The sequence below is a fragment of the Helicobacter himalayensis genome (assembly GCF_001602095.1).
Lineage (GTDB): Bacteria > Campylobacterota > Campylobacteria > Campylobacterales > Helicobacteraceae > Helicobacter_F > Helicobacter_F himalayensis.
On the sequence record NZ_CP014991.1, the window covers coordinates 1402953 to 1428372 of the forward strand.

At 40.2% G+C, this 25420-nt stretch carries 26 protein-coding genes; 9 read left to right on the forward strand and 17 right to left on the reverse strand.

Annotated elements, in window-relative coordinates; translation table 11 throughout:
• The first annotated feature begins 45 nt into the window (after positions 1–45).
• Positions 46–474, forward strand: coding sequence for a hydrogenase maturation nickel metallochaperone HypA/HybF (locus tag A3217_RS06735; protein WP_231860220.1), 429 nt, complete (start codon positions 46–48; stop codon positions 472–474).
• 8 nt (positions 475–482) lie between these two features.
• Here the strand turns inward: A3217_RS06735 and moaC are convergent, their stop codons facing one another.
• The gene (moaC, locus tag A3217_RS06740) at positions 483–959 is read right to left on the reverse strand and encodes a cyclic pyranopterin monophosphate synthase MoaC (RefSeq protein ID WP_066389079.1); all 477 of its coding nucleotides are present in this window, start codon (positions 957–959) and stop codon (positions 483–485) included.
• A 246-nt stretch (positions 960–1205) separates the two neighbouring features.
• Between moaC and A3217_RS09555 the strand changes: the two genes are divergently transcribed.
• Positions 1206–1331 carry a hypothetical protein gene (locus tag A3217_RS09555; protein ID WP_257722267.1) on the forward strand — a complete coding sequence of 42 codons (126 nt, stop codon included), beginning with the start codon at positions 1206–1208 and terminating at the stop codon, positions 1329–1331.
• 89 nt (positions 1332–1420) lie between these two features.
• On the opposite strand, the gene A3217_RS06745 is transcribed toward A3217_RS09555, so the two are convergent.
• Positions 1421–2452, reverse strand: coding sequence for a glycosyl transferase family 90 (locus tag A3217_RS06745; RefSeq protein ID WP_066389080.1), 1032 nt, complete (start codon positions 2450–2452; stop codon positions 1421–1423).
• Between the two features lie 48 nt (positions 2453–2500).
• The gene (locus A3217_RS06750) at positions 2501–2707 is read right to left on the reverse strand and encodes a hypothetical protein (RefSeq protein WP_066389081.1); all 207 of its coding nucleotides are present in this window, start codon (positions 2705–2707) and stop codon (positions 2501–2503) included.
• A 162-nt stretch (positions 2708–2869) separates the two neighbouring features.
• Here A3217_RS06750 and A3217_RS06755 point away from each other — a divergent pair, with 162 nt between their 5' ends.
• The 5 genes from A3217_RS06755 to A3217_RS09700 all read left to right on the forward strand — a co-directional run bounded on the left by A3217_RS06755 (position 2870) and on the right by A3217_RS09700 (position 9674).
• Positions 2870–3085 (forward strand): helix-turn-helix domain-containing protein, encoded by a 216-nt coding sequence (locus A3217_RS06755; protein ID WP_066389777.1) that lies wholly within the window; start codon positions 2870–2872, stop codon positions 3083–3085.
• Between the two features lie 47 nt (positions 3086–3132).
• Positions 3133–3423 (forward strand): helix-turn-helix domain-containing protein, encoded by a 291-nt coding sequence (locus tag A3217_RS06760; RefSeq protein ID WP_066389083.1) that lies wholly within the window; start codon positions 3133–3135, stop codon positions 3421–3423.
• A complete protein-coding gene (locus A3217_RS06765; protein WP_066389085.1) occupies positions 3420–5090 on the forward strand; it encodes a sensor histidine kinase in 1671 nt (556 codons plus the stop codon). Before A3217_RS06760 ends, A3217_RS06765 begins: the two co-directional genes overlap by 4 nt.
• A 104-nt stretch (positions 5091–5194) precedes the next feature.
• Positions 5195–7348 (forward strand): flagellar hook protein FlgE, encoded by a 2154-nt coding sequence (gene flgE / locus A3217_RS06770; RefSeq protein ID WP_066389086.1) that lies wholly within the window; start codon positions 5195–5197, stop codon positions 7346–7348.
• A 1885-nt stretch (positions 7349–9233) separates the two neighbouring features.
• Positions 9234–9674: a methyl-accepting chemotaxis protein gene (locus tag A3217_RS09700; RefSeq protein ID WP_417935360.1), complete on the forward strand. Its 441-nt coding sequence runs from the start codon at positions 9234–9236 to the stop codon at positions 9672–9674.
• A gap of 50 nt (positions 9675–9724) precedes the next feature.
• Here the strand turns inward: A3217_RS09700 and A3217_RS06780 are convergent, their stop codons facing one another.
• From A3217_RS06780 to A3217_RS06835, 12 genes are all read right to left on the reverse strand, one after another.
• A complete protein-coding gene (locus A3217_RS06780; RefSeq protein WP_066389088.1) occupies positions 9725–10132 on the reverse strand; it encodes a hypothetical protein in 408 nt (135 codons plus the stop codon).
• A 77-nt stretch (positions 10133–10209) separates the two neighbouring features.
• Positions 10210–10929 carry a glycosyltransferase family 10 domain-containing protein gene (locus A3217_RS06785; RefSeq protein ID WP_066389090.1) on the reverse strand — a complete coding sequence of 240 codons (720 nt, stop codon included), beginning with the start codon at positions 10927–10929 and terminating at the stop codon, positions 10210–10212.
• A 388-nt stretch (positions 10930–11317) separates the two neighbouring features.
• Positions 11318–12751, reverse strand: a complete 1434-nt coding sequence (locus tag A3217_RS06790; protein WP_066389091.1) for a catalase — start codon at positions 12749–12751, stop codon at positions 11318–11320.
• 448 nt (positions 12752–13199) lie between these two features.
• Positions 13200–13736, reverse strand: coding sequence for a hypothetical protein (locus A3217_RS06795; protein WP_066389093.1), 537 nt, complete (start codon positions 13734–13736; stop codon positions 13200–13202).
• 114 nt (positions 13737–13850) lie between these two features.
• Positions 13851–14045 (reverse strand): hypothetical protein, encoded by a 195-nt coding sequence (locus A3217_RS06800; RefSeq protein ID WP_066389094.1) that lies wholly within the window; start codon positions 14043–14045, stop codon positions 13851–13853.
• 326 nt (positions 14046–14371) lie between these two features.
• Positions 14372–15352 (reverse strand): hypothetical protein, encoded by a 981-nt coding sequence (locus tag A3217_RS09455; RefSeq protein ID WP_231860221.1) that lies wholly within the window; start codon positions 15350–15352, stop codon positions 14372–14374.
• Positions 15353–15435: 83 nt separating this feature from the next.
• On the reverse strand, positions 15436–15933 hold the full coding sequence (locus tag A3217_RS06810) for a shikimate kinase (protein ID WP_066389095.1): 498 nt from the start codon (positions 15931–15933) through the stop codon (positions 15436–15438).
• Between the two features lie 11 nt (positions 15934–15944).
• Complete coding sequence (yedE, locus tag A3217_RS06815; protein WP_156471881.1) at positions 15945–17006, reverse strand: YedE family putative selenium transporter; 1062 nt, start codon at positions 17004–17006, stop codon at positions 15945–15947.
• A gap of 193 nt (positions 17007–17199) precedes the next feature.
• The gene (locus A3217_RS06820) at positions 17200–18294 is read right to left on the reverse strand and encodes a DHH family phosphoesterase (RefSeq protein WP_066389096.1); all 1095 of its coding nucleotides are present in this window, start codon (positions 18292–18294) and stop codon (positions 17200–17202) included.
• A gap of 19 nt (positions 18295–18313) precedes the next feature.
• Complete coding sequence (gene flhA / locus A3217_RS06825) at positions 18314–20539, reverse strand: flagellar biosynthesis protein FlhA (protein WP_066389098.1); 2226 nt, start codon at positions 20537–20539, stop codon at positions 18314–18316.
• Between the two features lie 105 nt (positions 20540–20644).
• On the reverse strand, positions 20645–20980 hold the full coding sequence (gene rsfS / locus A3217_RS06830) for a ribosome silencing factor (protein ID WP_066389100.1): 336 nt from the start codon (positions 20978–20980) through the stop codon (positions 20645–20647).
• Between the two features lie 35 nt (positions 20981–21015).
• Positions 21016–21765 (reverse strand): nicotinate-nicotinamide nucleotide adenylyltransferase, encoded by a 750-nt coding sequence (locus A3217_RS06835; protein WP_066389101.1) that lies wholly within the window; start codon positions 21763–21765, stop codon positions 21016–21018.
• A gap of 136 nt (positions 21766–21901) precedes the next feature.
• Between A3217_RS06835 and ybeY the strand changes: the two genes are divergently transcribed.
• Positions 21902–22363 (forward strand): rRNA maturation RNase YbeY, encoded by a 462-nt coding sequence (gene ybeY, locus A3217_RS06840; RefSeq protein ID WP_066389102.1) that lies wholly within the window; start codon positions 21902–21904, stop codon positions 22361–22363.
• A 19-nt stretch (positions 22364–22382) separates the two neighbouring features.
• Positions 22383–23285 carry a diaminopimelate epimerase gene (gene dapF / locus A3217_RS06845; RefSeq protein ID WP_066389103.1) on the forward strand — a complete coding sequence of 301 codons (903 nt, stop codon included), beginning with the start codon at positions 22383–22385 and terminating at the stop codon, positions 23283–23285.
• Between the two features lie 38 nt (positions 23286–23323).
• Here the strand turns inward: dapF and A3217_RS06850 are convergent, their stop codons facing one another.
• Both A3217_RS06850 and A3217_RS06855 read right to left on the reverse strand, forming a co-directional pair.
• Positions 23324–24823: a UDP-N-acetylmuramoyl-L-alanyl-D-glutamate--2,6-diaminopimelate ligase gene (locus A3217_RS06850; RefSeq protein WP_066389105.1), complete on the reverse strand. Its 1500-nt coding sequence runs from the start codon at positions 24821–24823 to the stop codon at positions 23324–23326.
• Positions 24817–25419, reverse strand: a complete 603-nt coding sequence (locus tag A3217_RS06855; RefSeq protein WP_066389110.1) for a hypothetical protein — start codon at positions 25417–25419, stop codon at positions 24817–24819. The genes A3217_RS06850 and A3217_RS06855 overlap by 7 nt, the downstream gene beginning before the upstream one ends.
• Between the last annotated feature and the right edge of the window lies 1 nt (position 25420).

Consider the following 25420-nt stretch of genomic DNA (forward strand, 5'->3'; position numbering starts at 1 on the left):
AGCTAAATTAACGCTAATTAGGTTTATTTGTCTTAAAAGCTAAGTTTGGCAGTTTTTACACAATACGCCAAAAACTCGCTAGAATCTGCAAATATAAAAATTTCTGAAATAACCTTGCTAAAGGACTTTACAATGCACGAACTCGCCATAATTCAAGATTTGCTTTTAGTATGTGAAAAAAATGCGCAGGAAAATAACGCAACAAAGATTCTCAAAATCGAGCTAAAAGTGGGACGTCTCAGTGGCGTTGAAGCACATTATTTACAGAGGGCGTTTGAAGGTTTTAAGAGTGAAGCACTTTTTAGTCAAGCTGAACTTATTATTGAAATCGAAGATGTGCAAATACAATGCAATCAATGCGGTTTTGAAGGTGTGCTTTTGCAAAATCATTTTCTCTGTCCGCAATGCCACTCGCAAAATCTCCATACAACCGCCGGTGAAGAGCTCTATCTTATGCGCCTTGAGATGTGCTAAAAGCGCACTTAACACTCAAAACTAAAATCTCCGCTTTTGCCACCGCGTTTTTGTTCTAAATGAATATCGCTAATAAGCATTTTTTTATCAATTGCTTTTAGCATATCATAAATGGTTAAAAGTCCTATGCTCACGCTATGAAGCGCTTCCATTTCAACGCCGGTTTTGCCCTCGCATTTTACCAATGCTTCTACTCTAAGCGCGCATTCAGATTCAAGCGGGTGAATGGTCACTTCGATTTTGCTTAAAAATAGCGGGTGGCACATAGGGATTGCTTGAGCGGTATTTTTAGCCGCCATAATTGCCGCGATTATAGCGGTTTGTATCACAGGACCTTTTTTGGCAGTGTTTTGCATCACGGCTTCATAAGCTTCTTTGCTTAGGGTGATTTTCCCGCTTGCAAGCGCCTCACGTGTGGTTATGGACTTTTGGCTGACATCTACCATATTTGGATTATTGCGCTCATTAATGTGCGTAAGTGGCATATTTCCTCCCTCTCCCACTTTTTTGGGGTTACTAAATTTGCTAAATTTTCCGCATTGTAGCATTTCTTAAATTAAGAATCTAAAACCACCAAACAGCGTTACAGAATCTTAGAATCTAAGCCTCTAAAACGCGCCGAGTATGCACGCGTAGCGGAGCTTACAAGGGGCTCTTGTAAGTGATACAATCTAAAGGAATAGATTCTAATTCTAAAGCTAAGATATTAAGATTCTTCGCTTGTGCTCAGAATGACAAAAAATAAGGCTTGTTATATTAACCTCTCTCTTTGTCATTCTGAGCCTTTAGGCGAAGATTCTAAGATTCTCCAAACAGCGTTGCAGAATCTTAGAATCTCATCAACCAAAACGCGTTGAGTGTGTGCGCGAAGCGGAGCTGAAGCGGGATTCACTCCCGCGTAAGCGATACAATTTAATGGAATAGAATCTGAAACGCGCAAAACTCTCTAGCAGCCAAAAAATGCCTTCTCTTGCGCACTAATTTCAATCTGTCCGCTTAGGTAAAAATATTTTCTTAGCACCAAAAGCGCTAGCGCGTGTTCGATTTTGGGGTTGAAAAACTGCGCGCAAAACTCATTGGCGTTTTGGATAATCTCTTTTGCACGTGCAGGGTTAGCTTTGTAATATTCTACAATCTCTTCCACATCTTCATACTCATCACTAATGCGCACATAATGCACTCCTGATTCAAGCTTGCCCTCCATAAACCAAGTTTCAAACTTCATTTTTGGGCTTAAACACAGCGAGTTTGAGCTTAAAATCCATTTTAAATTGCTCGCAACATCATTGCCCTCTAAACTTAACAAAAATTTATAAGGCAAATGCGCTTCTTTGCTTACTTTGGACTTATAAAATTGTGGCAAAGCCTCTTTTTTGCCCGTGTGGGCGACATCACAAAATGGTGCGTGAAAAAATTTTTCTAAAAATTTGATTCTATGTTGCTGATAGGCTGCCCCGCGGAAAAAGAGAATATCACGCTTAGATTCAAAAGGAATGGAATCTTTTACAAACGCAAAATGCCTGTCTTTATCAAGCTTCAAAAGCACCGAGTTTTTGGAAATATCGCCAAAGTCCGCTATGGGACGCGATTTTGTAATGGCTGGCTTTTGCAAATAATAATTCACATCACCAAACGCGCAACCTATCAAAAGCCCACGCGTAAAATAGCGGCTAAACTCATAGCCATCATAATAATACGCGCTGAAGTAATGCCCCCTATACGCGTCTTTGAGCAAAGAGATTTTGGGAGATTCTATCCTAAAAGGCGAGTTTGCTAGTGATGGGGTGGGGCAGTTAGCATTTTGCAAGCTAAAAGGCGCGCTTAATTTGCAATAATAGCGCACGCGCGCTTGCATAGATTCTAAAGTCGCAGAATCAAACTCCCAAATACTCGCAATTTCGCGCTCTAAATTGAGCAAAAAACTTGGCGTTAGCATTCTGCCAATGCCCTTGAGATTGTAAAGAAATTTCGATTCCACAGCAATCCTTAAATATTCTTGCAAAATTTTTGCACGGTATTTTACCTTTTAACTATGCAAAAACTCATTGCTTTGCAATTTATTTTCTTTCAATGCGGATTGCGTCTGGGTTAAAATGTGCAAATGTCTCTCTTTGAGGCTTAAAACAATCTCTTTGATCTTTGCAAAATCCTGCATCTCTAACTGCAATAATGCTTGTGTGTTTATTTTAAGGTTTGTGAAATTGTTTAGATTCTGAAGTTCGTCATCGCTCATGTATTCTCCCAATCAGTGTGATTCAAAGCCTGCGATTATAATTGCATTTTTATAAATTTAAACTTAATTTATATTCTTATGAGTATTTTTTATAATATTAATATACTCTTAAGAGTATATTTTAAGTTTAACAATGGAATGCTTTTTGCTAAAAAGTTGCGTATGGAAAAAAGAGAATTTAAAGTTTTGCTTGCGCGTGCTAAATTATCCCAAAAAGATTTCGCACAAATGGTTGGAATAAACCCACAGAGCGTGAATAATTGGGGGTGCAGCAAGGAGTTTCCCTACTGGGTGAAAAGCTATTTGGAGAATTACATTGAGCTTTTGGGTTATCGCGATTTAAAAGCGCGCCTCAAAGAAGCAGGTATTTGCTCGTAAAAATGCTAAAATACGCACGCAAAAAGTAAGACTATCGGGGAGTTTCTATGATTTATATGTTAGAATACGACACTTCGATTTTAGAGCTTGTGTTGTATGCGCTTAACTCTCAAGGTTTGAAAGCAAAAGGATGTTCAAAAGTTAAAGATTTTAAAGACACCCTCAAACAAAGCCTGCCTCAAATTGTGATTCTAAATGTCTGGGGTTGCAGCGCGCAATCACGCACACTTGACATACATATAAAGACCCTGCGTCAAAAGCTAGGAATCTGGGGGCAAAAAATCAAAACAATCCACGACGTTGGCTACAAACTAGAATCCAAAACAAGCGCACAATGAATACAAAGATTTTTTTAGCGATTTTTCTTACAAGTGCGCTGTTTTTAGGGCTTGCAAATGCCTTTATGCTTTTTATTTTAGAATCCTCTCTTAAAAAACAAACTTTTCAAGAGCTTGAAAATCAAGCGCGCAATATCGAGCCATTTTTAGAATCTGTGCTTGAAAAGAAACTCACAATCCCGCCTTACCGACTAAGCGTGATTAGTCAAGATGGCGCGGTTATTTATGACACGGAGTTTGCGCTATTTCCTTCAAAACTTGAAAATCACAAATCTAGGGAGGAAGTAGCACAAGCCTTAGAATCCAAAGAAGGGCGCAGTATGCGCTACTCTCATAGCAATAAGAGTGATATGCTCTATTTTGCAAAGCGCGTGAGTTTAAAAGATACGAATTATATTTTGCGTCTAGCTTTGGCAAAAAGTAATATTTATGCGCTGATTGCGGAGTTTGCGCCTTATTTTGGAATTGAGATTCTAAGCGCGCTTGTGTTGTGCTTTTTTATCGCAAGGATTCTTACGCGTGCAATTATTAAGCCCTTAAAAAATTTCAATGCAACAAACACTAAGCAAAAAGCGCCATACAGGGAATTAAACCCATTTGTCGAGATGATTAAATCCCAACACAAGCTTTTAAAAAACCAACTCAAAGGCTTAAAACAAAAACAAATACAAATGCTCACTCTCACGCAAAATATGAACGAAGGGCTTATGCTATTAAACAAAAATGGCAAAGTTTTGCTTACAAATAGTGCGCTGCAAGGGTATTTGGGCGAGATTACTAGTGATATTGACAAAATGCAAGAAAGCCCAGCAATGCAGCAAATTTTGCACGATATGGCGGAGTTTAAAAAAATTAAAAAACCCACCCAGCGCACACATACGCTCACACTACAAAATAAAGAATGTGAGATTCTCATCGTGCCAATTTATGCAAAAAATAAATTTAAAGGACTTATTGCTTTTGTGCGTGATATGGGTTTGCAAGCTCAAGCACAAGCCTTACGCAGGGAATTTAGCGCAAATGTTACGCACGAGCTCAAAACACCTTTAAGCGTGATTTTAGCAAGCAGTGAAATGATGCAAAATAACCTCATCGCGCAGGCTGATTTCCCGCAATTTGTGGAAAAAATCCAAAAAGAAGCCACAAAACTTTTGGCAATGATAAATGAGATTCTCAAACTTTCTTTTCTTGATGAAGGGCAAGCAGAAGTGCAAAAAACGCGCATTAATCTTAAGATACTTGCCGAAAATGTCCTCAAGCGCCTTGAGCTTCCAGCGCAAAAGCAACACATAAACTTGCGCGCAAAACTCAAGGAATGCTTTGTAATGGGAAATAACGTGCTTTTAGAAGATATGATTTATAATCTCTGCGAAAATGCCATTAAATACAACCATAAAAAAGGCTTCGTGCAACTGCGTATCGAGCAAAAAGATTCTTTTGTGTATGTGAGTGTCAAGGATAATGGCAGTGGGATTCCAAAGGAATCTTTAGAGCGCGTTTTTGAGCGCTTTTACTGCGTAGATAAAAGTCGGAGCAAACAGCTTGGTGGCAGTGGGCTTGGGCTTTCCATTGTGAAATCTATCGCAAAATTCCATAATGCAACAATTAGGCTTTCTAGCACGTTTGGCAAGGGAAGCGAGTTTGTGGTGACTTTTCACGCAGTATAAATTTTGTCATCAATGGATTTTTCATTTCTTTTAATTCCTCACAAACTTTTTGGAATAAAACTTGCTTTTTAGCTAGATATCAAATTCGCTTCGAAAGGATAACTATGCTAAAGTCGTTGTGGTCTGGTGTGAGCGGTATGCAAGCTCACCAAATCGCCCTAGATGTTGAGAGCAACAACATTGCCAATGTCAATACCGTGGGCTTTAAATATTCACGCGCGTCATTTGTGGATATGCTCTCCCAAGTGAAGCTTATCGCGACTTCACCATACAAAAACGGCTTGGGTGGGCAAAATGACTTCTCCATTGGGCTTGGTGTGGGCGTAGATGCTACGACAAAGGTATTTTCGCAAGGTAACACGCAAAATACAGATGTAAAAACAGATATTGCAATTGAGGGTGATGGGTTTTTTATCATCAGTCCAGATCGTGGCACCACGCATAATTACACGAGGAATGGCGAGTTTCTCTTTGACGCAAATGGGAATCTTGTCACCACAGGTGGCTATGTCGTGCAAGGGTGGGTGCGCGATACACTAGATAGCGCCAATACCGCACAAATGACTGAATTTGACTTTTTTAGAGTGGATAATACGGGTCCAGTGCGCAATATCCAAATCGACCCCGGAATGGTAATGCCAGCGCGCTCAACGACAAGTGTAACCCTGCGTGCAAATCTCAATGCCGGCAGGCATACTGAAAGTGTGGCGGATATTGCTACGCTTGATTCTACGACGATTACAGCATCTGATGGCACAGCGCCTGTGTATGATTCTAGAGGGCGTTTGGCACAGGTGGCGGAGGATTTTGGCGTGCTATTTAATGGTGATGGCGATGCGTTTAATCTAAACGAGAATCAAGGTATTTGGGTGAGCTACAAAACTTCAGTGATTAGAAATCAAGTCGAAAACACGCAAGAAGTTAGCACTATCGGCGTAAATGGCGAAAATATCAGCTTTAGCAATAACTCTACGATGACAGGCATTAGCTCACTTGTCGCAGCGCAAAACGCTATCAACTCTTACCGCGATAAAACAGGTGTTGAAGCCTATGTCGATGCAGGAATGTTGCGCTTAGAGAATAAAAACCAGCTTGATGGGGGCGAAAAACTCAAAAATGTCAGAATCACCGCCGGTGGCACAGGCGTATTTGCAAACTTTGTAGAGGGCGAAGAGGATATTACAGCCTTTAGATACCGCTACACAAAATCAAGTGACGCAGATTCTACCACAGGGCAATTTAGGACGACTGAGGATTTACGCGCGCTTATGCAATATGATGCAAATATGATTAAAAATCCAGAAAAGCAATACCACGAAAGCACTGCCAGCGTGTCAGTAGTAGTCAATAAGTATGGTATGCTTGAAATGCAAAACAAAGATGATGAAGATGATGAAGTGCGTAACCTTAATATTTATGTAAGCGCGCACGCTTCAGGACTTATCACAAGTAATGTGTTGTTTAAAGACACGATGAAAGCGCTTAATACCTCATCATTTATCGAAGGTGGTGCGGCAATCGCTTCAGGCAAAATTAACAAAACAACGCATAGCACGAGCGTTGATGTTGTTGATAGTTTGGGAAGTAAGCATAACTTGCGCTTTGAATTTTGGAAAACAGGCGATGCGGAATGGAGCTTTAGAGCCATAGTCCCGGAGCCGGCGCAGTTTGTAGGTGGCTCGGCAACAAGACCCAATGTTTTTGAAGGCGGAAGGGCAACATTTAATAGCGACGGAAGTTTGGCAGGTATGAATCCGCCAATTGTCCAAATTGATCCAAAAAATGGCTCAAATCCGCAGAGAATCGAGCTAAAATTTGGGACAAATCAAAGTTTTGGCGGACTTACTAGCGTAGATAAAATTTCAGAAACCTACGCAATCAACCAAAATGGCTACCAAGCGGGTGATTTAATGGATATACGCTTTGATTCTAATGGCTCACTTTTGGGCGCATTTAGCAATGGTAAGTCAATCGCACTCGCACAAGTCGCACTTGCAAACTTCGCTAACAATAGTGGTTTGCAAGCAGAAGGCGGAAATGTATTCTCACGCACAGGAAACTCCGGCGAGCCAATGGTAGGTGCTGCAAATACCGGTAGACGTGGTGGTGTAAGCGGTAGTAAGCTAGAGATGAGCAATGTGGATTTAAGTCGCAGTTTGACGCAGCTCATTGTCGTGCAGAGAGGATTCCAAGCTAATTCAAAGGCGGTAACAACCTCAGACCAGATTCTTAACACTTTGCTAAACTTGAAGCAATAATTTGGTTCATTAATCACGCGGGGTATTCCCGCACTCTTCCTACTCTACTCCAAAAATTACTAACTTGTAACAAAAAAGCGAAATCTTAAGCGAAAACTTCTAAATCTTTACGCTTTAAAATCGTAGTTGTGGTAGTCTAAAGACTATGCGCTTAGTGCTATGGGTCAAAACACTCAAAATACAAGCAAAAATTTCACAATTAAACAATTAAAGGGAGAGGTGGGAAATGAATTTTTTTAGCAAAATGGGTATTGGCTCAAAGATTATGGCGACACTTTCGCTTGTATTAATCATTTGTATGGGCGCGTTGACTCTTATTGTTATGCAAAATACACGCTCTATTCAAACACAAGAGGCAAACAAACTTCTTATCAATGGTGCAGCACGCGAGGCAAACCTTGTTGAAAATATTTTAAATGAAATCTATGTGGTTGTGGATATTTCACATATTTACCTAAACGATTTCCTTTTGCGCGCCCGCAGTGAAGACCAAGAATCAATGGAATCTAATATTGTAAATATGCTCGATAGCAACAAATGGGGGCAAATCGGCTATGTATATATAAAAGATCCTGCCTTTAGCAATGCGAATATCCTAAATCCAAAGCACCGCTTGAAAAATGGTGAATTTATGATACTAGCTGTTGATAATGACATACAAACAAAAGGTGGGGTAGAAATTTTACAAGCAGATGATGTAGTAACAAATTTTGGTAGCACCAAAGAGACGCTAGCTTCAGGAAAGCCAACCATAGGACGCCCAACACACCAAAAAATAGGAGGAAAAGAATATTTTGGCGTGGGGATAAATCAGCCACTTCTTGACAAGGACGGCAAAGTAGCGGGTGTGGTGGGAATCTTTATTGATTTATCAAGCATCACAACACTATTGCAAGATCCTAGCAAATCGATTTTTAAGGGCGACTTTAAGGCTATGTATTCCACAGATTCTACAATTGCAGTACATGGACGCAAGGAATTTTTAGGCAAATATTTACGCGAAGTCAATCAAAACCCTACAATGAATGAACTCAAACATGCTATTGAAAATCAAATTGAAGGAATTTTTGATTACACCAACTCGCTTAATGAAGTTAGTCGCGCAAGCGTGGCAAATGTCGATATTGGCAATGGTTTGGCGACATGGACGCTTATTGTCTCAGCACCTCTAGATTCTGTGTTGGCACCTGTTATGAGCTTGCGCACACTAATGATAATCTCAAATATGATAATGGTAGCAGTCGTGTGCTTAGCAATGTTTTTCTTTATCAAATCACAAATCGTAGCGCGCATAAACAATATGAGCCATTTGCTTTTTGGCTTTTTTGACTATCTCAATCATAAGCGCGACACGCCACCGCACCTTGTAACTCCAAAGGCAGAAGATGAGCTAGGACGCGCGATTTTAGAGATAAATCACAATATCCAAATCGTGCAACAAAGCCTTGAACAAGATAAGGTTGCAATCGAGCAAAGCACACAAACTGCAAAAGAGGTTGAGAGTGGCAATTTCACCGCGCGCATTACGCAAAATCCAAGCAACCCACAACTAAGGGCACTTAAAGATGTGCTTAACAATATGCTAGATGTCCTGCAACAACGCATAGGCGCGGATATGAATGCGATACTTAATGTGTTTGAATCCTACAAAACGCTAGATTTTACCAAGCAAGTGCCAGATGCAAAAGGAAATGTGGAAAGCATGACAAATACACTAGGCAAGGAAATTTGCCAGATTCTAAGTGCGTCAGAATCTTATGCTAAAGCACTCACAACGCAGACGCAAAATCTTAAAGATTCCATGAGCAAGCTTTTTGACGGGAGTTCATCACAAGCTAGCTCGCTTGAAGAGAGTGCAAGTGCGATAGAGCAAATCTCAAGCTCTATGCAAAATGTCAGCAACCACACAGATGGAGTAACCCACCAAGCTGAAGATATAAAAAATATCGTGGGTGTGATAAAAGATATTGCAGACCAAACAAACTTGCTAGCGCTTAATGCCGCTATCGAAGCAGCACGTGCAGGCGAGCATGGCAGGGGCTTTGCGGTGGTAGCTGATGAAGTGAGAAAGCTTGCCGAACGCACAGGGAAAAGCCTAAGTGAAATCGAAGCAAATGTAAATGTTCTCGTGCAAGGGATTAACGAAATGAGTGAATCTATCCGCGAGCAAACTAGTGGGATAACTCAAATCAGCGAAGCTATCACCCAGCTAGAATCCCTCACACAAGAAAATGTCAATGTCGCTAACGACACAAACACTATCACGCAAGAAGTCGCCAAAATCGCTAATGAAATATTGAGCGATGCGAATAAGAAGAAGTTTTAAGGAGACAAAGGGGCGAATGAATAAGCCCCTTTTTACAAAAACCTCAAACTTTAGCACATAGAAAAACTTTTCAGCACCTTTTTTGCCTTGAGATAAAAGCGAATCCAACGCAAAAAAGGCTTTTTGTTTGCATAGAAAAAGGCATTGCCTATTTGTGTTTTAAACGCGTCAATTGGTTTTCTTGCACCACACACACCCACGCCTCTACGAAACGTCTGCTCATAAGGTTGCGAAAAAATGTGATGAAAAAATTTCTCTAAATGTTTTTGGTAAAACTCTATCGCATTAAAATCATCTAAAAACATCGGCTCTTTTAGCATCGCCAAATACGCCTTTTCATCATTATCAATGCGTTTAATCTCATCAATCAACGCCTCCCAAGTGGGAAAATTATGCGCGTTAATGTAGGCTTTTGGATTGATTTTATACTCAAGCAAATTTGGTGGGATTTGCGGCAAAACTTGATTGATAACATTAGGATTCTGAATGCTTTGCTTTGGGTGACTTGAGAGGTGAGAATCTATTAAATTTGCATTTAGGGGGGGGGCAATAATCTAGTTTGCGAAGCAGAATCTAATCCGCATCTCAAACTCGTATCACCCCAATAAATCGGAATGCACCCAGAACCAAAGGCTTGAATGAGCTTTTCTGTTAAATATCCGGGGTAGCTTGAGTTTTCAAAGCAGAGATTAAATTTATAGCCTTTTAGCCACTCTCTTTTGCTTGTTGCAAAATCTTCACCATAACGATTACCAATAGGACCACCGATGTTATTGCGCCAATTCCCACCGGAATCCACCTTCTTATACGCACTTAATTTTTCAAAAAAAACACCTCTTGGTGAAGTCTCAGTCGCGGGATTGCTCGCTATAAAGGCGCAAAACTTCTCCCTTTTTGTAGATTCTTTGCTAACCCAAATATGCTTTTTTTCTGCAGATTCTACATCTTTTGTGAATTCCCAAAATGGCAATGGCAAGCGCAAATGTCTATCTAAATATTTTATAAAAGTCATATCGATTACATAATCCGCATCTGCAAAATTTGGTCTTGTATTTTCCCCACTATAAAAAATCCGCACGCAATCGTATTTCACATGTTCATCTCCATAAACCGAATACAAAATATATTCTGGCTCATCGCTATACACCACCTCATAGCCTATCTTGCGCAAAAATTTAACAAATAAATTTTTCTCAAAATTTTCCTCCATATCTGGTAACCACCAATCAACGACTCTAAGCTTAATCTGCCTCATACGCTTCCTTTAAGATTCAAAAATTACAAGCGTGATTATAGAAAAAAATTGAAAAAAAGTTTATTAAAAACAAAAAGTGAGCTTTGGGGCTATGCAGTGGCGGGGAGGAGTGGAATATGAACTTTTTTCAACAAAATATCCCGCCACCGCATAATCCCAAAGTAAGTTTATTGCAGATTTTGTTTAAGAGAATCTAAGTTTAGATTCTCTTGATAAATTCTAGAGTTTCTTTTTGCAAAAAAGGAAAAAATGTAAGGAGAGCTTAAATTACACACTCTCGCTTAAAAATTGTGCCTTTGGCTCTCTTTTTTATAATCCCCCAAATCCCCAACAACGCTTGACAACGCTTTTTAAGGGCGCGTGCCATACACCACATTTATTTTGTTTGCTACAATACAAGCTCTTCTACACGTTTGCCATATGCTGGGTCTGCCTTTTTGAAATGCTCAAGCTGACGCTTTTTGATTTCTACCGGCACACCCTCCATAGCTTCTTTAATATTTTGACAGAGTGCTTCCTTTTGCTCTGCGCTCATCAAACGATACAAATCTCCCGCTTGGCTATAATAGTCGCTGTCATCATCGCGGTGATTAAATCTCTCCATACTCTCACCTCCTTGAATGCGCAACGTCGGCTCAAGGACATTTGAATCTTGGGCATAGTCATTAAACATACTTGGATTATAGTTTCTCTCCCCGCCAAAATCACCCCTCTGCATAAAGCCATCTCTGTGTGTATTTGCCACAGGTGCTATGGGCGCATTTACGGGCAATTGTACGTGGTTAATCCCTAAGCGATAGCGCTGTGTATCTCCATAGCTAAACAACCGCCCTTGAAGCATTTTATCTGGGCTATAACCAACGCCGGGCACAATGTTTGCGGGATTAAAGGCTGCTTGTTCTACTTCCGCGAAATAATTTTGCGGATTCTTATTAAGCTCTAAAATTCCTACTTCAATAAGCGGATAATCCTTATGACTCCATACTTTAGTCAAATCAAAAGGATTGAACTTGTAGCTAAGCGCGTCCTTTTCTGGCATCACCTGAATACAGAATCTCCATTTAGGGAAATTACCTTTTTCTATATTCTCAAACAAATCTTTTTGATGAGATTCTCTCTCTTTTGCGATGATTGCCTCTGCCTCTTTGTTGGTGAGATTGTGGATACCCTGCATAGATTTGAAGTGAAATTTCACCCAAAATCTCTCATTTTTGGCATTGATAAAACTATATGTATGACTACCAAAGCCGTGCATTTCACGATAACTGCGCGGTATCCCTCTATCACTCATTAAAATCGTTACTTGATGTAAAGATTCAGGGTGCAAACTCCAAAAATCCCAAGCGGCAGTAGCAGAACGCATATTTGTCTTAGGGTCTCGCTTTTGCGTATGGATAAAGTCTGGAAACTTAATGGCATCTTTTATGAAAAATACCGGTGTGTTGTTCCCTACAATATCCCAATTACCCTCATTTGTGTAGAATTTAAGCGCAAAGCCGCGCACATCTCTCTCTGCATCTGCCGCGCCTCTCTCTCCTGCCACAGTGGAAAATCTCAAAAATGCTTTTGTCTTCTTGCCAACTTTGCTAAAAATATCCGCCTTTGAATACGCGCTAATGTCATTTGTGATTGTAAGCTCTCCATACGCCGCGCTTCCTTTAGCATGCACTACACGTTCTGGAATCCTCTCTCTGTCAAAATGTGCGAGCTTTTCTAAAAGCCAAGTATCTTGTAAAAGTGTAGGTCCCCTACTCCCTGCTGTCATAGAATTTTGATTATCACCTAGTGGCGTGCCTGTGGCTGTTGTAAGCTTCTTTTCCATTTTTACTCCTTTTGTGATTTTTGACACTCTTTGTTTCAAATTTCTTAAGAGCGTCTTTTACATTTAAGCACAAGGAGATTCTAATCAATAATTAATAATCAATAATTTTTATTAATTAAATATTTTTATCTAACTTTATAAAAGTAGTTACAATTTGTTACTTTTTGATTGATTTACCTCCTAGATTCCATTAATTTTCCTTGATAATCCGTATTTTTCCCTTTGGACACCTGATGTGCTTATTTATCAAGTGCCCATCTGGTAGATGAGCGAGCCGTGGTTTGCATAACAAGAAATATATGTTTAGTCTTATATGGAATGTGCGAATCGAGGCTTTCACGCAAAAAGATAGTTTCTGCTCTATTGATAACTAGGAATGCTATATATACCCTTTTCGCGGATTATATCCCCAAGCGTGAGACTTTCTCCATATTTTACTCCTTTTGTGTTAGATACCCACTTGTGATGTTGAGATGCCTAACTCACGAAATTTTTCAAAAATTGCTCTATTTACTTGAGATTCTATAAAGGTTTTAATAGTCTTGCTTGCCCTTATGAGCAAAAATGGCTTATAAAGGTGTTCCGCTATACACTTTAAAGATTCTAAATCTTCATTGAGAATATAGGCGAATATTTCCCCACATCTTGCCACGCGCATATCTGATTCATACAGCTTCCAATCAAAATTCTTAGAATGGAAAAGCACTTGAAAACTCGCAAGAGGAAGCTTGATACGATAATATTCGCCATCTTCACTATACTGAATATCAATGCGAGATGTCTCTCCGTAATCACTCAGTTTTTCCTGTGGCAGAAGCTTAATGATATATTCAGGGTTAAATGGATGCTCCCCCTCTACTATCTTAATTTCTTCACGATGAGTTTCAACTTGACATTCAAAAGTGGTAGTTATGGCAATGATACCTGAAACACCGCAAGAGCGACAATCAACAATGCCACAACCATTACACTCACTACACTGCACTCTCCCTCTCCCACAACATCTTTCGCAATGCTCGAAAACATAGTATGTTTTCTCAACTCGTCCATCCCTGCAACTTCGACATTTAACAAAGCCATTAACGCATTTTTGACACTTTTAATTCCCTTGCCCCTTACAACTACTATAAATGGATTGATATGAAAATCGCTGTGGCAACTTACAGAGCAATGCTTCTGCTTCATCATATTTCGCATTTTGCACACGATTATAAAGCAAGGCTTTGAGTCGTGGGTTTTGAAGTTCAACTTCTATGGTTTTTGACACCATATCGTTATAGTCTCTTTTTGACAAAACTTCACCTTCTCTTATCGAAGTGTTGCCTTTATAACAAGTCTATGTTCGATATTCTCAGACAACTCTCACAATCAAATGCATAAAAATGCTTCAATTCTGTGTCGTTTGCTTCGAAAGTGTGGTGTGTAGAACTAGAAAGATACGAAATTACAAAACCTTTGACTTGGGATTCTTGAATCACTTGCATTCCTTTGTTCATATTTAACAAAAAAGAAATGAAGTTATACCCCCCCCCGCTTAAAAATAAATTTGTCTTAGCTTTAGCAAGGCAAAAGCTAAGACAAATGAAGCTTCAATATCCCCATTTGGGGATAACTATTTATTTAAAAAATAATAGGCAAATCTGGGAAGTTTGGCAAATTTGGATAATCTAACCCAGCAATAAGCCCAGAGCCTGACTTTGGCACAGCATCTTTTGGAATCAAATCATTTCGCAGATAAGAAACCTCCACCACACTGCACCAAAAATACAATTTAGATTCTGCGCTAAGGGCTTTTGGCACGCAAAATGCCTGCCCACAATGATTAAAATGTGTATGTATAGGTGTGTAAAATTCCAAAATCTTTTCTAGCGCCTTTAATCGCCTAGAAGTTAGCGCCTCATTCCTTGGGTCGCAGTAGTGAAATTCAAAAAGCACTTGCGCAAAATACGGGCTAATCGCGCCTAAATCAATGTTTTCTAAAATATCCCATTCTGCGTCCTCTATATCAATTTGTGCGATATTATGAGCGTCTTTGTTTAGATTATTGCTTTTAACCACAAAATCAAAGCTTATCGTATCGTGGCTTTCTTGCGCACCTACGAATTTTTTGATAAAGGTGATATTTGGGTGATTATGCGATGCTTTCTCTATACTCGCATCATATTGCATAACTTTGTATCCGCGATTTGCCATCGCTAAATCCCAAGGAGAGTAAGGTGAGACACCAAGAGAAAGTGCTTGAGGCTTTATTGTATTTGCTTCAATAGGGGGGGGGGGGGCAAACATAACATACCCGCCATCGTTATTATCACCCACGCGCTCAAGTTTCAAAGATGGCGACACCACAGGGCGCACAAGCGAAAGATAATGTTTCACATTTTGGCAAGACTGCGCATCGTTAAGTGTTGCAATGCCTTCGCCACTCACATTTGGATAAAACTGCAATGCAAATTCTTGCTTGAGCTCTTCGGGTAAATCAAGAGAATTCAAAATCTGAAGTGTTTGGATTGCTTGCAGACTTTTATTTGTTAAGTCTATTTTCTCACCAATACGTTTCACGCCTAACAAGCGGTGGATTTTCCTGTATTTTTGCTTAAACATAAAAACTCCTTATAAAAAAATTTAGGGGTGACATTCTAACATTTTTTACTTGATGCCAATCTCGGTAGTTTTATCACAAAAACTTAAGCTTGATTAAAGCTTAAATCCAAAATCTCTTTTGCCAGAACCTCAAGTGGTTTTGCTGCATTAAGCGTGAAATGTGCTTGCTCTTTGTAGCGCGCAAGACGCGAGGCGTAGAGTTCTCGCGCCTTATTTTCATCGCTAAAAAGCGGACGAGTAAATTGAGTATCCGCGCCCAAACGCGCTAAAATCTGCTCAAAAGCAATTTCTAAATAAAACACCACGCCTAAATCTCTCACATTATGAAATATCGGCATACCCCCACCTGTGGAAATCACCGCACTCTTTACATTAACGCTAAGCCATCGCAACAGCACGCCTTCTTGCCTGCGGAACTCCTTCTCGCCAAAATGTGTGAAAATCTTGCTCACGCTTTTATCAAAATTAGATTCAATTAAAGAATCTGTATCTAAAAAATAGCGCTCACTTTGCTTTGCAATCTCGCGCCCAAGGCTACTTTTGCCACTTCCCATAAAGCCTATAAGCACGATATTTTGCAATTTTTACCCCATTAATTTTTCTTCGCAAACAATGCCACAAGCACACAAAAAACTAAGCCCAAAATTACCGCGATAGGCGCGTTTTCTGTGATTCCATTAGGTGAGCTAGCTAAGGCAAAATTATGCGCTAATGCCGCACCAAAAAGCAATCCAAAAATAAAAATCGCACTATCACTATTGCCCTCACCCGCTAGCACAAGTTGCCTTCCCGGGCAGCCTCCACCGATACTAAAGCAAAGTCCGCAAAGTGCCATAGAAAGAAAGTTCCAAAGTGTGTCATTATGTGCGATTGGCTGATTTTCAAAGCCGAGATGAAAAAAGCCTAGCGCCACATTTAGCACAAGTGCGGTGATGAAAAACGCCAAAACGCCTTGCAAGATTCCATAATCGCGCGTAAAAACGACATTGCGCACAGCAGCCACGGTGCAAAAGCGACTTTTTTGCAAAACAGCCCCTAACACAAGCCCAGCCACAAGCGAGTAAAATAACGGCGCGTGGAGAGAGCCCGGACCTTTTTGAGAGAAAGCGACAATGCTAGATTCTCCAAAGACACCCAAAAGCAATAGCACAAAAAGTAACACCATAAACAACGGGAATATCAGCCCCACAAAATGCGATTTGGGTGTGCCAGCCGAAAGGCTAAAGCCGCGTTTAATGAAAAATAACCCACATAAAATCCCAATAACAAGCCCACCTAAACCTGCTAGTGCGCTTAAATCTCCACCGCTAAGGCGCAGAATCATTCTCCAAGGACAGCCCAAAAACACAAGCGCACCAATCATTCCAAACACACCAAAGCCAAAGCGCAAAATCGGCGCAGAACCACCGCGTGCCTTAAATTCGCCAAAAATTAGACTTGCTACAAGCGCACCCAACACGATTCCAATGATTTCTGGGCGAATATATTGCAATGTAGCAATATGATGCAAGCCAATGCTCCCTGCAATATCGCGCGTGAAACACGCCGCACACATTCCCATATTCCCCGGATTCCCCATACTTACCAACACAGGCGCAAGCACACCCAATACGACACCCGCCATTATAGGCAAAATAGCTACTCTCACAAATATTCCTCATTGTTAAAAATACGACAGCTTACATTTTCTTTGTTTGTAGATTTTTAGAATCTCTTAGATTCTTAAAAGTTGCAAAGAAATACTTTTTGGAAGTGCTGTGTGCGCTTAAACCTTAAGCCTAATCCTTAATCCCAATAAGGGCTAGATACTAACAAAAAAAAGCTTAAAGTGATTTGACTTTTTTGCCTTATCTCTCAAAGCGCTCTAAAACCTGCCTTTTAATCTCATCATAATTAAAATTTTCCCTAAAGCCATCTAGCTTTCCGCCAGCGGCATTTTTATGCCCGCCGCCATTGAAAAACTCTTTGCTTAGCGCGCTCACATCACATTTCCCATTTGCACGCAGGCTAACATTGCCTTTATTATTAATATCCATATAAAAGTCATATTCTGGATTTTGCGTTAAAAATAAATTCGCCAGCACACTAATACCACCTAAGCCATAGCTTAAAAAACCTAGTTTATCGCTAAGCTCAAGGCTACATTGTGCCTTTTTAGTGCTTAGAAGCTTGCTTTGCGCGTGTGAGGTGATATAATCCATCGTCTGTTCATAGGGCTTGCCACCAAGGATATGCTTTTTTATCACATACAGCGCGTTGTCAAACTCCACCGCGTCATTTTCCTTGCCCAAAAACTGCTCCATAGATTCTATAATGCCAAATTTATATTCCCTATGTTCGTTATCAAACATAAAGCGATTTAGCTCGTTGCTTAGCGCGATGGCATTAAGCGCGACTTTGCCAAATTCAAACTTATAGCCATCTTCTAGCCAAATATCTACTGAATTTGTCATATTGCTAAGATTCTCAAGCCAAGATTCTTTAGAAGTATCTTTAAGTATATAGCGTTGGTGTAAAGTCTGCCAAGTGATACGACTAGCACAACGCGTGGAATCCAAAAAATACCACTCAAATTTATTCGCACATTCCTGCCCGCTAATATGATGATCAAGCAGACAAATCTCAATATCAAAGCCTTCATTTTTTAAGTTTTCAACCCTTTGGGAAAGCATTTGAGCTTCTTGAAGTGTGAGATTTAAATCTGTGATAAGGATAAGATAGTGATTTTGCGTGTTTAACTTTGTGCTAAATTTCGCATTTAGCTTTTGGGCGGGATCTTGCGTGATTTTTTCTAAAATAGATTCTAAGCGCACGCCAACTTCGCGCCCATAATTAGCATTAAAAAATGTAATGGAATGGAAAAATTCCCGCGCTAAATACTGGCACACATAGCCATCTAAGTCAGTATGAGAAAGATGAAAAACCCTTAAGTTTTTTTGCATTGCATATCCTTAAAATTTCTTATATTTGAATTTCTATATTTGCGAGAATCTCGTATTTTGCACGAGGATCAATTTCAGCATTGCCTAAAACAACAACCTTAAGATTATGAATCTCCACAAATTTTGCCATAGCATTGCGGATTCTATAATCTACTAATAAAATCGGTGGCACGATGCCTCTTTCTGTGAGCTGCTTTGCATGAGCGCTTATGGCATCAAAAAGCGCTTGGGTTTCTTGGATATTAAGCAAAAATTTTTTATCTTGTTCCTTAAACTTGCTAAGCAAGAAACTCTCGCTCGCAGGGGAAAGCACCATAGTTTTAAGTGTTTTATCATTTGGATCAATATAAATATCTGTAATCGTGCGAGCAAGGCTAGCACGCACCTGCTCGACAAGAGAATTTATATCATTTTGTAAAATTGGATACACATCAATGAGCGTTTCTAAAATGCTAAGCATATCTTTAATCGGGATTTTTTCATGCAAGAGATTTTGCAATACTTTTTTTGTGACACTAAGCGGGATTTTTTCAGCCTCTGTGACAATAGCGGGATACATATTAGCGATTTTGCCTATGAGCGTTTTTACCTCATCGATTGTGATAAATTCTTCGGCATATTCTTTGATACACTCAGATAAATGCGTGGTGATAATAGCACTTGGCTCGACAATCACATAACCTCTTGCGGTGGCAATGTCTTTATATCGTGGCTCAATCCACAGTGCAGACAACCCAAACACAGGTTCTTTTGTCTCTTCACCGGGAATCTTATCAGTTTCAGAATCTGTATAAGCCATACCCGTATTCATCGCTAGAATCTTATTTGGATAGATTTTTCCCTCGCCAATCACCACACCTTTAAGCAAAATATTATAATCATCAGATTGTAGATTAAGATTATCTTTTATACGCACCTTCGGGACGAGAAATCCATAATCGCTCGCGATTTGCTTACGCACACCGCGGATTCTCTCAATCAAATTTCCGTGCTGTGCAGCATCAGCAAGGCGGATTAGCTCATAGCCGACTTGGATTTCTAGCGTCTCGATTTTAAGCGCCTCATTGAGCATGGCTTCCTCCTCCTCTTTGAGTTGCTCCTCGCTTTTTTTCTCGCGCACAGCTTTATGTCTCTCTATATCATCAGCTTGTGGTTGCGCGCCAGATTTTGGAGTTTGTGGTGCGATATTAAAACGCTTGCTAAGCCAAGATTCAAAAAGTGTAATCAAACTTTTAGAATCTTCCCTGCTGCTAAGCCACGCGATGATAAAAAAGAATACCCCAACAACCCCAAGCGAAGCTGGCAAGCCCGGCACAAGCGCAAATAAACACAAAATAAAACCAACAATAAGCAAAATCTTGCCATTACTTGTAATCTGACTTACAATATCTGTTGCGAAGTTGCTCCCGCTACTTTTTGCCGCGCGTGTCGTCATAATACCCGTAGCAGTAGCAATGATAAGCGCTGGGATTTGCCCCACCAAGCCATCACCAATAGTTAAAATTGTGAAAGTCTCCGCACTTTGCTGCGCACCAAGTTTGTATTGAAAAAAACCAATCAAAAACCCACCAATAATATTTACAAGCGTAATAACAATAGAAGCAATAGCATCGCCTTTGACAAACTTACTTGCTCCATCCATCGTGCCGTAAAAATCTGCTTCTTGCTGCAATGCCTCCCTGCGCGCCTTTGCCTCTTCTTGTTTGATAAGCCCAGCATTTAAATCCGCATCAATAGCCATTTGCTTACCCGGCATCGCATCAAGCGTAAATCTCGCCCGCACTTCAGTTACACGCGTAGAACCATTTGTAATAACGATAAGATTCACAAGCACCAAAATTGTAAAAACAATGACACCTATGACATAATTTCCCCCAACAACGAAATTCCCAAATGCATTAATAATGCTACTCACCGCATCAGGACCATTATACCCTTCAGAGAGAATCATTCTTGTCGTGGCGACATTAAGCGCTAGGCGGTAGAGCGTAACAATAAGCAAAATCGTAGGAAATGACGAAAACTCGGTGGGCTTGTCAATATAGAGTGCCATCAAAATAATAAGGACGGAGAGAGCGATTGAAATACTTAGCAAAATATCAAGCACGCTACTAGGCAGTGGTACGATGATGATAGCTAAGATAAGCCCGATAAAAACAACTACCGTCAAATCTTTTGAGCCAAGCAACACACGCAAAAATGGCATAAGTTTTTGTGAGAAAATCTTTTGTGCCTGATTTGCCAAGAAACGCCTTTGTATATAAAGTTTCGAGTAATTTCTAAGAGCTAGATTCTAGCTAAGTTTGGATTTAAGATTCTTTAACCTTGAATTTTTTAGCGCAAAACGCGTTTATGCCTTTTTTGGCAAACCTTGTAAAAATTCCTCTAAATTAAATTTATTGCGGTGGTTTTGCGTAAAAATATGCACCATCACAAAGCCCAAATCTGCGATAAGCCAATCTTCACTTTCTTCATCAGTGGCGTAAAATTCCACACCTTTTGGCTTTAACTCGGTTTTCAAAAAATCAAGCAACGCAAAAGAATGCTTGCCTGCCATTGCTGTGGCAATCACCACAAAATCCACTAAATATTCCTTTTCCCTCACATCAATAACTTGAATATCTTCGCCTTTTTTATCCTCCAAAAGTCGCTTTATGTCATCTAAAATTTGCTGTGTATCTGCCAAAAATGCTCCTTATTGTTTTTTAAGCGCATTATAGCCTATTTTGCAAATTCTTTCCTTAGCAAAATCTCTTTCATAAAGCTATGCAAACAACTCGGAATCTGCTGAAACAGAGAATCTAGCTGCTTAGATTCTGAATTTTTTTGCAACTCTGCGCGCAATTGCGTAGAGCTTAGATGAGAAGCGAATTCCAAAAAATGCGCGCGCACTTGGGCATTTTTTTGGCTACTAAAATTTTGTAGATTCTCCAACGTCATTTGGAAACTTTGAGAATCTGCCCTATCACACACGATAAACTCCACCTCTTCACAAAGCCTTTCAAACTGATACCACCGATGAAGTGTAGCAAAACTATCAAGCCCTAGGATAAAAAAGATTTTTGACACATTTGTTGATAAGATTTTAAGATTTTTCACATATTCCACAAGCTCGATACTATACACCACCCTTTTTTGCACCACTTCAAAATCACAAGCTACAATCTCACAATTTTTGCCATCTAGCTCTTTTGCCACCAGCGCGCACATTTGCAATCGTTCATCTGGGCTAAAAAAATTCCCCTCTTTAAAAGGCGAGCAAAAAGTGGGGGTCAAAAAAAGCTGTGAAAAGCAAAATTGCGCAAGCACCTTTTGCAATAGCGCAAAATGTCCATTGTGAAAAGGGTCAAAACTGCCACCAAAAATAGCGATATTGTGCGCGCTCATAGATAAAGTAGCTTTGCTAAAACAAGCGCGAGGCAGACTATCACGCACACGCTTAAAAGATACGCTATATTTTTTACTACACAAAACACACTCATTCCTTTTTGTAAAATCCTCTATTCGCGCGCAATTTTAGCATTTTTATTTGACAAGGCTTGCAGGGTATTTTTACCATTAAAAAGCTATAATCTACGCTTTTTATGTTTGCAGGCTAGGAGGCGTGATGCTAGAGATTGAAAATCTAAGCCGAGAAAAGATAGATTCTAAAAGTTTGGAACAAATCTTTAAAACAATACTAGCGCAGTTTTGTGCGCAGGCAAGCGGGGAGTTGCGCTTGGAGCTTTTGCTTGTGGATTCTAAAGCGAGCAAAGAGCTAAACCGCACACACAGAGGTAAAGATACGCCCACAGATGTGCTAAGTTTCCCACTTGAAATAAATCTACACTCGCAAGCCCCGCAGACTTTGGGTAGTGTGGTGATTAATATGGATCTTGCAAAAGAAGTGGCACGCAAACTCGGGCATAGCACAGAATCTGAAGTCAAACTACTTTTTATACATGGTTTGTTGCATATTTTTGGCTTTGACCACGAGGTGGATAATGGCGAGCAGCGCGCACAAGAAGAGGAGCTCATCAAAGAATTTGATTTGCCAAAAAGCCTTATTGTCCGCGCGCAAGAGGAATAAAAATCTTAAGGGAGTACTAATGAATATGGAAGTAACAAAATACTGCGCAAACGGAAATGACTTTTTACTCTACAATGCTTTCACGCACACTAGGGATTTTGTAAGCATTACAAGCAAAAATTTTAACACAAAAAGTGGGGAGTTAAACTTCTCACAAATTGCAAAAATACTTTGCGCGCGCCATAGCGGACTTGGCGCAGATGGATTTGTGGCAGTATTGCCTATAAATTCTGGTGATTTGAAAGATTTTGCCTCTGAAGCGCTTTTAGATTCCAAAAAGCCCGCATATAAATGGGATTTTTACAATGCTGATGGTTCAAAGGCTGCTATGTGTGGAAACGCAAGCAGATGTGTGGGAAATTTTGCCTACGCACAAGGCATTGCCGAGCTTACACATAACTTTTTATCGCAAGCTGGGATTATTGGCGTTAGCATAGATTCCGCAAATCCGCTCCTTGTGGAATCTGCTCTTGGGAAATGCAAGTTTTTACGCGAAGTGCAAGAAGAGAGCATTTGGGGGGAGCGATGGTTTTTGCTTGATAGCGGTGTGCCGCATTTGGTGTGCTTTTGTGAGAATCCAGCGCTCTTGCCTTTGCCTGCGGGAGAAAATCTTACGCGCCTAAAACAACTGCGCGAGAAATATGATGCAAATATCAATGTCGCCTGTGTGCAAGAGAAGGGGAAAATCGCGTATGCGACTTTTGAACGCGGTGTGGAAGATGTAACGCTAGCTTGCGGGAGTGGCGCAGTAGCGATTTTAGCACAATCCCACAAGCTTGGTTTGAGTGACAATTCCGCCTTGCTTATCCCGCCAAGCAAGGAGAGTTTGGAAGTGCGGGTGGATTTTGAGCTGTGTGGATATTTGAAAGGAAAGGTTTCGCACATTAGCGAGTGCAAGGTAGATTCCGCACTTTTTATCTAAGTGGATTCTTACTGCCAAAAGCACAGACACTCGCGATTTTAGCAATCTGTTTTTAGTATTTTTTTTAAAATCTCTCTGTCATCAAAAGGGATTTTTTGCTCCCCAATGATTTGGTAGTTTTCATCACCCTTGCCAAGCACAAGTAAAACTTCATCTTTTTCAAGCTCATTCACAGCGCGCGTAATTGCACGCAACCTATCAGATTCAATAATGAGTTTTCCCTGCTCTTGCAAACGTTTAGAATCTAAGCCCTGCGCAATTTGATTGATAATTTCAAATGGATTTTCGGTGCGCGGATTATCGCTTGTGAGGTAGATTCTCTGTGCGTAGGTTTGGGCTACTGCGCCCATTTTAGGACGCTTCGTAGAATCCCTATCGCCCCCTGCACCAAAAAGCACAACGATTTTGCGCCCCTTAAAACTTTCAAAAATATTCTCCATTCCATCGTGTGTATGGGCAAAATCCACAATCACAAGCGGATTCTCACTCACAATCTCCATACGCCCACTCACTCCGCCAAAATTCTGCGCCTTTATACATAAATCCTGCAAACTAAGCATACTAAAGTCTTTAAACAGCTTTTTTTTAAGCACTTTTTTTAGTGCAGAATCTTGCGTGGATTGCGTATTGACAAATTGAAATGCAAGAAGGCGAACCGATAAAAGCGCACAAAGGAGATTATAAAGATTGTGCTTGCCAAAAAGCGGACTTTGCAAAAACGCCTCTTCATACACACTCTGTGCTTGTGGATTCTGTATTTGCAAACACAAATGTGCGGAAATTCCGTTTTTTAAGCTGTAAGCATTTACGCTTAAATTGCTTGGAGACTCCACGCCATAATTAAAGCAATTCATAGAATTTGCGTGCGCATTTGGCTCATCGGCATTGATGACTTTTAACCCCTCATCGCTAAAAAAGCTATTTTTCACACGGATATATTCTTCTAAACTCTTATGAAAATCCAAATGATCACTTGTGATATTTGTAAGCGCTTTTAACGCGAAAGGCACACCCGCGATGCGATTTTGCGCTATGGCGTGCGAGCTTACCTCCATAATGAAAAAATCGCATTCCCCTGCAAGCTCGAAATTTTCATATAACTCTAGCACGCTGGGCGTAGTAAGTCCTTTGGGCTTGAGCTGTTTTTGATTAATAAAAAATCCGCGTGTGCCAAGCAACGCCACACTAAAACCACAATCAAGCAAAATCGAATACATACACGCCGCGCTGCTTGTCTTGCCATTTGTCCCGCTAATACCAATAATGAAAGGCGGCAGGGTGAAAATCTCACTCAAAGTGCGCGCGTGAATACAAGGTATCATATGCTTTAAATTGATAGAATCCGCGCTACAAGTGCTTTTTGTATCGCTAGAACTACCACAAGGCACTTCATCTAAAAATTCTAGCGTCAAATCCTGCGTGTATTTAGCATTTAGCACGCTTTTGACAAAAAGTGTGCGGGAATCTAGCACCTTTGTATCATCGCTAATCGCGTCAAATTCTCTGCCTTTGTAGCAAAGTTTCTTTTTTACTAGCATTTTTTAAACACTTTTTTTAGAAGTTTATCAAGCTCCGCGTCATAATACACATCGTGCAGATTCTCGATATATTCAAGCCCGATATCGATGAAATCATTTTCCAAAAGCTGGCGCAAAAAGCTGTAAAACTCCCGCTTGTTGGTAAAAATAATGCGCGTGCTAAACATCAAATCTTCAAAGGCTTCTTTAAAGCTCTCGCGCTTTTGCAAGGCACGCAAAAAATCCTCATACAAAATACCTTCCATCTCTTCAGCCTTGTTTTGCTCGGCGTCTTTAAACATCGAAGAGAGAAAAAAAGTTGCTTTGTCTAAAGATTCTAAAATTTCTAAAACCTGCGCGATTGCCTTTTGCTTGGTGGTTTTTGCAAGCAAGATTTGATAATAGTCAAAAATATGTGTCGCGTGCTCTGGCAACTCAAGCGCGCTATCGCTTAGCAACAAGCCAATTTTTGCTTCTTTGTTTTGAGGATTAAGCGCTAGGATTTTTTCAAACTCACTAAATGCGCGCTGGTAGTCCTTTTGTGCGAAAAGTAAAAAAGCATTTTTTATGGCTTTGTTGATTGCATATCGTGAGTTTATAGCGCTAAGTTTTTGCATA

What these genes read in the sequence shown, in the direction of transcription:
- moaC (WP_066389079.1), bottom strand. Translation starts at nt 959, where the DNA reads ATGCCACTTACGCACATTAATGAGCGCAATAATCCAAATATGGTAGAT.
- A3217_RS09555 (WP_257722267.1), top strand. Translation starts at nt 1,206, where the DNA reads ATGACAAAAAATAAGGCTTGTTATATTAACCTCTCTCTTTGTCATTCT.
- A3217_RS06750 (WP_066389081.1), bottom strand. Translation starts at nt 2,707, where the DNA reads ATGAGCGATGACGAACTTCAGAATCTAAACAATTTCACAAACCTTAAA.
- A3217_RS06755 (WP_066389777.1), top strand. Translation starts at nt 2,870, where the DNA reads ATGGAAAAAAGAGAATTTAAAGTTTTGCTTGCGCGTGCTAAATTATCC.
- A3217_RS06760 (WP_066389083.1), top strand. Translation starts at nt 3,133, where the DNA reads ATGATTTATATGTTAGAATACGACACTTCGATTTTAGAGCTTGTGTTG.
- A3217_RS06765 (WP_066389085.1), top strand. Translation starts at nt 3,420, where the DNA reads ATGAATACAAAGATTTTTTTAGCGATTTTTCTTACAAGTGCGCTGTTT.
- flgE (WP_066389086.1), top strand. Translation starts at nt 5,195, where the DNA reads ATGCTAAAGTCGTTGTGGTCTGGTGTGAGCGGTATGCAAGCTCACCAA.
- A3217_RS09700 (WP_417935360.1), top strand. Translation starts at nt 9,234, where the DNA reads ATGCAAAATGTCAGCAACCACACAGATGGAGTAACCCACCAAGCTGAA.
- A3217_RS06785 (WP_066389090.1), bottom strand. Translation starts at nt 10,929, where the DNA reads ATGAGGCAGATTAAGCTTAGAGTCGTTGATTGGTGGTTACCAGATATG.
- A3217_RS06790 (WP_066389091.1), bottom strand. Translation starts at nt 12,751, where the DNA reads ATGGAAAAGAAGCTTACAACAGCCACAGGCACGCCACTAGGTGATAAT.
- A3217_RS09455 (WP_231860221.1), bottom strand. Translation starts at nt 15,352, where the DNA reads ATGTTTAAGCAAAAATACAGGAAAATCCACCGCTTGTTAGGCGTGAAA.
- A3217_RS06820 (WP_066389096.1), bottom strand. Translation starts at nt 18,294, where the DNA reads ATGCAAAAAAACTTAAGGGTTTTTCATCTTTCTCATACTGACTTAGAT.
- ybeY (WP_066389102.1), top strand. Translation starts at nt 21,902, where the DNA reads ATGCTAGAGATTGAAAATCTAAGCCGAGAAAAGATAGATTCTAAAAGT.
- dapF (WP_066389103.1), top strand. Translation starts at nt 22,383, where the DNA reads ATGAATATGGAAGTAACAAAATACTGCGCAAACGGAAATGACTTTTTA.
- A3217_RS06850 (WP_066389105.1), bottom strand. Translation starts at nt 24,823, where the DNA reads ATGCTAGTAAAAAAGAAACTTTGCTACAAAGGCAGAGAATTTGACGCG.
- A3217_RS06855 (WP_066389110.1), bottom strand. Translation starts at nt 25,419, where the DNA reads ATGCAAAAACTTAGCGCTATAAACTCACGATATGCAATCAACAAAGCC.